Source organism: Sediminimonas qiaohouensis DSM 21189, from assembly GCF_000423645.1.
Lineage (GTDB): Bacteria > Pseudomonadota > Alphaproteobacteria > Rhodobacterales > Rhodobacteraceae > Sediminimonas > Sediminimonas qiaohouensis.
In genome coordinates this window covers 45,976-52,818 of the sequence record NZ_AUIJ01000017.1, presented here as the reverse complement: position 1 = coordinate 52,818, position 6,843 = coordinate 45,976, and the positions used below count along the sequence as shown (strand labels likewise).

5 protein-coding genes, 1 tRNA gene and 1 pseudogene are annotated in these 6,843 nt (G+C 60.4%); 4 read left to right on the top strand and 3 right to left on the bottom strand.

Annotated features, from left to right (window positions below):
* Together G568_RS0113440 and G568_RS0113435 are read right to left on the bottom strand one after the other, a co-directional pair.
* Positions 1-222, bottom strand: a pseudogene (locus G568_RS0113440) (IS256 family transposase); the annotation flags it as partial.
* Positions 223-755: 533 nt separating this feature from the next.
* Positions 756-1,784: an NAD-dependent epimerase/dehydratase family protein gene (locus tag G568_RS0113435; RefSeq protein WP_211222258.1), complete on the bottom strand. Its 1,029-nt coding sequence runs from the start codon at positions 1,782-1,784 to the stop codon at positions 756-758.
* A gap of 460 nt (positions 1,785-2,244) precedes the next feature.
* On the opposite strand from G568_RS0113435, the gene G568_RS0113425 reads away from it, so the two are divergent.
* Positions 2,245-3,003, top strand: a complete 759-nt coding sequence (locus G568_RS0113425) for a DUF4189 domain-containing protein (RefSeq protein WP_026758527.1) — start codon at positions 2,245-2,247, stop codon at positions 3,001-3,003.
* A 299-nt stretch (positions 3,004-3,302) separates the two neighbouring features.
* Entirely contained in the window at positions 3,303-4,139 is an 837-nt protein-coding gene (locus G568_RS0113420; protein WP_026758526.1) for a class I SAM-dependent methyltransferase, read from the top strand.
* 421 nt (positions 4,140-4,560) lie between these two features.
* Here the strand turns inward: G568_RS0113420 and G568_RS0113410 are convergent.
* Positions 4,561-4,636: transfer RNA gene (locus G568_RS0113410), tRNA-Lys, on the bottom strand.
* Positions 4,637-4,741: 105 nt separating this feature from the next.
* Here G568_RS0113410 and dapF point away from each other — a divergent pair.
* Positions 4,742-5,575 (top strand): diaminopimelate epimerase, encoded by an 834-nt coding sequence (gene dapF, locus G568_RS0113405; RefSeq protein WP_026758525.1) that lies wholly within the window; start codon positions 4,742-4,744, stop codon positions 5,573-5,575.
* On the top strand, positions 5,572-6,831 hold the full coding sequence (mtaB, locus tag G568_RS0113400; protein WP_026758524.1) for a tRNA (N(6)-L-threonylcarbamoyladenosine(37)-C(2))-methylthiotransferase MtaB: 1,260 nt from the start codon (positions 5,572-5,574) through the stop codon (positions 6,829-6,831). Before dapF ends, mtaB begins: the two co-directional genes overlap by 4 nt.
* The last annotated feature ends 12 nt before the right edge of the window (positions 6,832-6,843 follow it).

The following is a 6,843-nucleotide window of genomic DNA, read 5'->3' as shown; positions in this document are numbered from 1 at the left end:
GATCCCGGTCATGACCTCGCGCTCCGGCAGATAGCCATGGCGCACGAGGCGGGACCGGCCATCTTCGGTCTTGTCATCGGCATGGGAGGCAAGCAGAGCGGCCAGTTCCGCTTCCACCGCCTGCTCGATCAGGCGACGCGCGCCGGAGCGCAGGATATCCGTCAGCGGATCGGGCGAAAATCCCGATGGATCAGGCAATGGCGTGATGGTAGACTTCGTCATGTGGCATATCCCTTTCTCTTCGGAGAATTGACGGCGCGTGAACACCGCCATGATATGCCGCCCCTCAGGGGCCATCACCAACTTTCAGCTATATCTCTTGGTATCATGATCACGGGTGCTGAGTCCGATATGCATAGGACGCGTGGCCACCACTAGCGCCGTGACTGCGCAAGAGGTGGCGAACACAGCAAAGAAAACCTCTAACTCGTAGGGCACGGCCTACCTCAATCAAATCACACGTTGCACGGAAGGAACACGCGCAAGAAATCAATAGCGCCAGGGCGATAACCCCAATGCGGCGAAAATTTTCAACCGATAATAGATGTGAAAAGTATTAACAAATGGTAAAGATGTAAAGCCTTGGTTGTGTTGTCGAAATCTTCAATGCGGCTGAACAAAAGGGCCCCGGAAGACCTTGGGAGCCAATCTGACTGAGGTCATGCCGACATATGGGTAGTTAATGCCAGGACAAGGTCACGGGACGTTGGAAAGCTGCGCGCCAGTGGTTCCAGTGATCGAAGCCCTCTGGACAATCAAATCTGATAATAGTCCCGATACCACTCCACGAACCGCCGCACGCCTTCGCGGAACGGGGTTTGCGGGCGGTAGCCGGTCAAGGATTGCAACAATTGCGCATCGGCCCAGGTGGCGGGCACGTCGCCGGTCTGCATTGGCATGTAGTTGCGGATCGCCTTTTGGCCCAGCTCATCCTCGATCGCCTCGACGAAATCCAGCAGGCGCACCTTGTCGGAGTTGCCGATATTGACCACGCGGAACGGGGCGACGGGGCTGAGGCTGTCGCCCGGTGCGATATCTTCGACGCTGTCGGGGCGCACGGGCACAGCATCGAACAGTAGCCGGATGCCGCGTACCAGGTCATCGACATAGGTGAAGTCGCGCCACATCTCGCCGTTGTTGTAGATGTCGATTGGGGTGCGCTCGATAATGCCCTTGGTGAACTTGAACAGCGCCATGTCGGGCCGCCCCCAGGGGCCATAGACGGTGAAGAAACGGAACATCGTGGTGGGCAGATCATAGAGATGGGCATAGGAATGGCCCATGGCCTCGGTCGCCTTTTTCGTGGCGGCATAGATGGTCAGTGGCGTGTCAGCCTTTTCTACCTCGGTGAAGGGCATGTCCGTGTTCGCGCCATAGACCGACGAGGTCGAGGCCATCAGCAGGTGCCGCACCGCGTGGGCGCGCGCGCATTCCATGACGTTGAACGTGCCCACGACATTGGCATCGATATAGGCGCGGGGGTTCTCCAGGCTGTAGCGCACGCCCGCTTGCGCCGCGAGGTGGACGATCACGTCGGGCGCGAAGGCGTCGGTGGCGGCGCGGAGGGTGTCCATGTCCTCGAGCATCGCCTCGGTCGCCGTGAACCGCTGGTTCTGGCGCAACATCGCATGACGGCGCTGTTTCAGGCGCACGTCGTAGTAATCAGTCATCCCATCATATCCATGGACGGTGAACCCCTCGGCCAGCAGAAGCCGCGCAAGGTGAAACCCGATGAACCCGGCCGTGCCGGTGATGAGGACGCGTGTCGTTTTGGGATCAATCACCTTCGAGGCCTCATCGGTTTTGTCTGGATCATTCACATACAATGGGCCGAAGCCATAAGAGGTTGCTACATCTGGCACAAGTCATGGGCAGGCCCGTCCGGAGTTACAACGACAGGGCCGGCGGCCATTCGGTCTGGGTATCGGAAATCCACGCCAGTGTGGGACAGCGTCGACGTCAAGTCAGGGGTCACCCCTAAAGTCTTCTTGTTCCATAGGGACACCATATGTCGCCCAGTCTCAAAGCAGGGAAAAATCGCCAGATCCTGTCCAATCGAAGGGGAGTAGCTCATCTGCCCCCCTGTCCCGCACTTTGCCTGCGCCCGCTGACACGCCTTGAGGATGCACCGATGGCGTGTCATCGTGAGCCAACCTGCCTTACGCATCGCGCCATTAGCACTTCATGTCGCAGGCAGGGTCGCGCCGCGCGTGGCGAAACCCACCAACCAGGAGAATTCGCTTTATGAAAACTCCCATCATTCACACCGCCGCAACCCTCGCAGTATTCCTTTCTCTCTTCGTGGTGTTCGGAGGCACCCAAGCCGCGGCGCATCCGGCTGGCGCCTGCCAGCCGGTCCTTAAGGTCCCAAACGAAGGACAGGCCGTCACCCCCGAGTTCGATATCAAGGTGTTTGGAAACCTCGTGCCCGACAATTGCCAGATCGACCGCATGACGCTTCATGTTTTCGACAAGGACCGGGGCACGAACGTGTTTTCGCGCGACATCGACTGCTGCGACGTCATCACCAACTACAAACCGCTGATCGACATGACGGTGCCGGCCGGAGAGCTCCAGCCTGATACCAATTACCAAGTCGTGGTGCGATTCTACGACAAGCATATCGGGTTCTCGCCGGGCTCCGATCCCGCCATTGTCAACGTAAAGACCACCGTCCCGCAATACCGCACCAAGCGCCAAGCCCAACAGTTCGATCCGATGGCCTTCGCGCTCGACAAGAAGGGTCGCTTTGGCCATGGCCGCGGCAAGACCGAGAAGAAGGCCCGTGATGTCGCTCTGGGGTTCTGTGACGCACCGGGGTGCACGATCGTGTCAGAGCCGGTGCGCGCCCGTTGTCACGCGCTTGCGCAACGCACTCAAGGCGGCTTTTGGTGGGGGGTCGGCGCCGCAGACACCCAAGCCAAGGCACAACAGCGGGCCGAACGGTTCTGTGAGCAAAACCAGTCCGGTCAGTGCCGGATCGACTATACCTACTGCCAGTAAACTGACACGCCTAGGTGATGCGCCTTCCGGCGACGCCGGCGGGGGGCAGAAGGACATCACCCGACAATATGGCGTCGGCATCCGGCGGCAGAGAAGCGCCGCACCCTGTCGGACGGGGTGCGTCGCGCGGCCGGCATGGCCGAACCATGCCGCCGCAAAGAGCCGCGCCGCGCTCATACTATAGCCGACCGAAGGCCTTCCTCGTGGCGGGCCACTCGGGGAAGCCCGCTCCGAGAGCCATCTCGGTCACGAATCAAACAGATATGCTATGGTGCCTTTATCAGCATGGGAGGATCAAAATGGCCCTGAGCGAGAGACAAATTGCGGAACACTATGCGGCCGAAAACATACTCGAAAAAATCGACTCGGCTCTTCGGGAGCTGGGCCATGACCCGGAAAACATTTCGGCGGAAACCCTGAAGCCTGTGGATGAATTCCATAGTGCCGGGGTTGAAGCAACGAAGGCACTTCTGGGGCAACTCGAAGTGACACCCGAAATGCAGGTTCTGGATATCGGCTGCGGCATCGGCGGTCCGGCTCGTAGCATCGCTTCACGCCACAACTGCCGGGTGCAAGGGATTGATCTGACACCAGAGTATGTGCAGACGGCCCGACATTTGAGTGCACGAGTGGGGCTTGATGACCTCACCGATTTTGAGGAAGGAAGTGCGACAGAGATACCGCTAGAGGCGGACACGGCCGACATGGCCTGGATGTTGCATGTGGGTATGAACATCCCGGACAAGCAGGCCCTCTTCGCCGAGGCTGCCAGGGTCTTGCGCCCGGGCGGACATTTCGTTGTCTTTGACGTGATGGAGGGCCCTGTAGCGAAGCCGCCAGAGTTCCCGGTTCCTTGGGCCAGCTCCCCTGAAATGTCGCACGTGATGCATGCTGACGGGTATCGAAATGCAGCCTCGGAAGCAGGCTTCACACAGCTATCCGAAAAAGACCTGAGCGCCTTCACTCTGGACGATTTCGAGGACAAGCTTGCGGCGATGGAGACCGAAGGAAGGCCACCTTTGGGGCTGCACATCCTGATGGGCGAAAGAGCGCCGGACAAGATGGGCAACTACGTCGCCGCCCTACGCGAGCAACGCATTGCCCCCGTCGAGATGATCTTCAGGGCTGCCGCCTGACGCATATCCCAGGGCTTCTGCCTCCCTTGGACAAAAAAGGCCGGCAAAATGCGAAAAGTGAAGCCGCTAAACCAGGATAACTGGGGGCGACGCGCTCAAGGGGCGCGGCTCTTTCAACCGTAGCAATCCCCGGTGTGTTCGTGGTGACGGCGATGCCGGTTGCCCTGTGGTTCATCGGGATGATGGACGCGAGTGTCGACGCAGTCACCGACGCGAAAAGCCTCGGGGCGACCCCTGTGCACTCAGCATGCCAGTGTCTCGACAATGATCCGCTATTCAATGAGCCGACGTGAGGGTGCGAACCAGATTGCCCAACTGTACCACAAGAAGTAGTTGGATTAAGTCGGGAACATCGTCGTTCCAACACGTTCCAACCACGTTCCAACATGTCAGGCACGAAGGTGCCAAGTCCTTGAAACAGTGGTGAGCCGTGCAGGATTCGAACCTGCGACCCACTGATTAAAAGTCAGTTGCTCTACCAACTGAGCTAACGGCCCACTGGAAGCGGTGTCTAGAAAGCCCGGCGAGTATGGTCAACCCCAAAATCCATGTTTGTTTCGCTTAGGCTGGATTCATGTGATGACGAGGTTTATATCGCCGCCATGAGCGACGCGATACGCATAGGGCTGCCATTCATGAAGATGCATGGGCTGGGCAACGATTTCGTTGTCGTGGATGCGCGTGCGCGGTCGGTGGAGTTGCCTGTGACGCTGGTCCGGGCGATTGCGGATCGGCGCAGGGGCGTCGGCTTTGATCAGTTGGCGGTGATCACAGTCGGGCAGGCTGATGCTCATCTTGTATTTTACAATTCTGACGGATCGGAGTCCGCGGCCTGCGGGAACGCGACGCGTTGTATTGCGCGGTACCTGATGGACGAGACAGGCAAGACGGACCTGACGCTTACCACCAGGCGCGGCACCCTGCGCGCGCGCGACGCGGGCGCAGGGCTTACATCGGTCAACATGGGGCAGCCTCAGCTTGATTGGTGCGATATCCCCCTCGCGCATGAGGTTGATACTCTGGCACTGCCGATCGATGGCGCGCCGGTGGCTACCGGCATGGGTAATCCGCATTGCACGTTTTTTGTCGAGGATGCCGATGAAATCGACCTGGCCGGGCGCGGAGCGGCGATCGAGACGCACGCGCTGTTTCCCGAGCGCACCAATGTTCAGTTTGCATCCCTTATGGGGCCGGATCACGTGCGCCTGCGCGTGTGGGAGCGGGGCGCGGGCATAACGCTGGCGTCCGGGTCATCATCTTGCGCCGTGGCCGTTGCCGCAGTACGGCGGGGCTTGACGGGCCGCGAGGTTCGGATCGATCTGGACGGCGGCACCCTGGATGTTGCATGGCGTGATGATGGGGTGTGGATGACCGGCCCGACAATGCATGTGGCCGATGGTCAACTTACCCCCGAGTTCATGAAGGCTGTGACATGACGCTTGCGCCGCCGAAATTCTCCACCTTGGGGTGTCGCTTGAATGCCTACGAGACGCAGGCGATGCAGGATCTTGCCGCGAAGGCCGGGGTCGGCGATGCGGTCGTGATCAATACATGCGCCGTCACCGCGCAAGCCGTGCGCAAGGCCCGGCAGGAAATTCGCCGTCTGCGCCGCGAGAACCCCGATGCGCGCCTCATCGTCACCGGCTGTGCTGCTCAAACAGAGCCCGAGACATTTGCCGCGATGGACGAGGTCGATCATGTCATCGGCAACGCGGAAAAGATGCAAGCCGATACGTGGGCGCGCCTGGCGCCGGATTTCACCGGCGAAACAGAGCGCGTTCAGGTCGATGATATCATGAGCGTGCGCGAGACTGCGGGCCACTTGATCGACGGGTTCGGCACGCGTAGCCGCGCCTACGTGCAGGTGCAGAACGGGTGCGATCATCGCTGCACATTTTGCATCATCCCCTATGGCAGGGGAAATTCACGCAGCGTGCCCGCCGGGGTCGTGGTCGATCAGATCAAGCGCCTTACAGGGCGCGGATACAACGAGGTCGTTCTGACCGGCGTTGACCTGACCAGCTGGGGCGCCGACCTGCCGGGTCAGCCGCGGTTGGGTGATTTGGTGATGCGGATTCTGAAATTGGTGCCTGACCTACCGCGCCTGCGCATCAGCAGTATCGATTCCATCGAGGCGGACGAGAGCCTCATGCAGGCCATCGCAAGCGAACAGCGCCTGATGCCGCATCTGCACCTGTCGTTGCAGCACGGCGATGACCTGATCCTCAAGCGGATGAAGCGCCGCCACCTGCGCGACGATGCCATTCGTTTTTGCGAAGAGGCACGTCGCTTGCGGCCAGACATGACGTTCGGGGCTGATATCATCGCCGGTTTTCCCACTGAGACAGAAGCGATGTTCGACAACTCGCTAAGGCTGGTCGAGGAGTGCGGCTTGACCTGGCTGCACGTTTTTCCGTTCTCGCCCCGGCAGGGGACGCCGGCGGCGCGCATGCCCCAGGTGGATGGCGCGAGGGTCAAGGACCGCGCCGCGAGGTTGCGCGCGGAAGGCGCGCGGCAGGTGGCGCAGCATCTGACCGCGCAGGTGGGGCGGCGGCATCGGGTCCTGATGGAAAACCCGCATATGGGGCGGACCGAGCAATTTACAGAGGTTGACGTTGCCGCGGCGCAGGACGAAGGCGCTATTGTCGAGGTGATGATCGGCGGGCGGACCCAGGACCGCCTGACGGCCTGACCCAGATACCGG

Bases quoted from the DNA above. Each gene is read 5' to 3' on its own strand.
- G568_RS0113425 (WP_026758527.1), top strand. From the start codon at position 2,245: ATGAAAACTCCCATCATTCACACCGCCGCAACCCTCGCAGTATTCCTT.
- mtaB (WP_026758524.1), top strand. From the start codon at position 5,572: ATGACGCTTGCGCCGCCGAAATTCTCCACCTTGGGGTGTCGCTTGAAT.
- dapF (WP_026758525.1), top strand. From the start codon at position 4,742: ATGAGCGACGCGATACGCATAGGGCTGCCATTCATGAAGATGCATGGG.
- G568_RS0113420 (WP_026758526.1), top strand. From the start codon at position 3,303: ATGGCCCTGAGCGAGAGACAAATTGCGGAACACTATGCGGCCGAAAAC.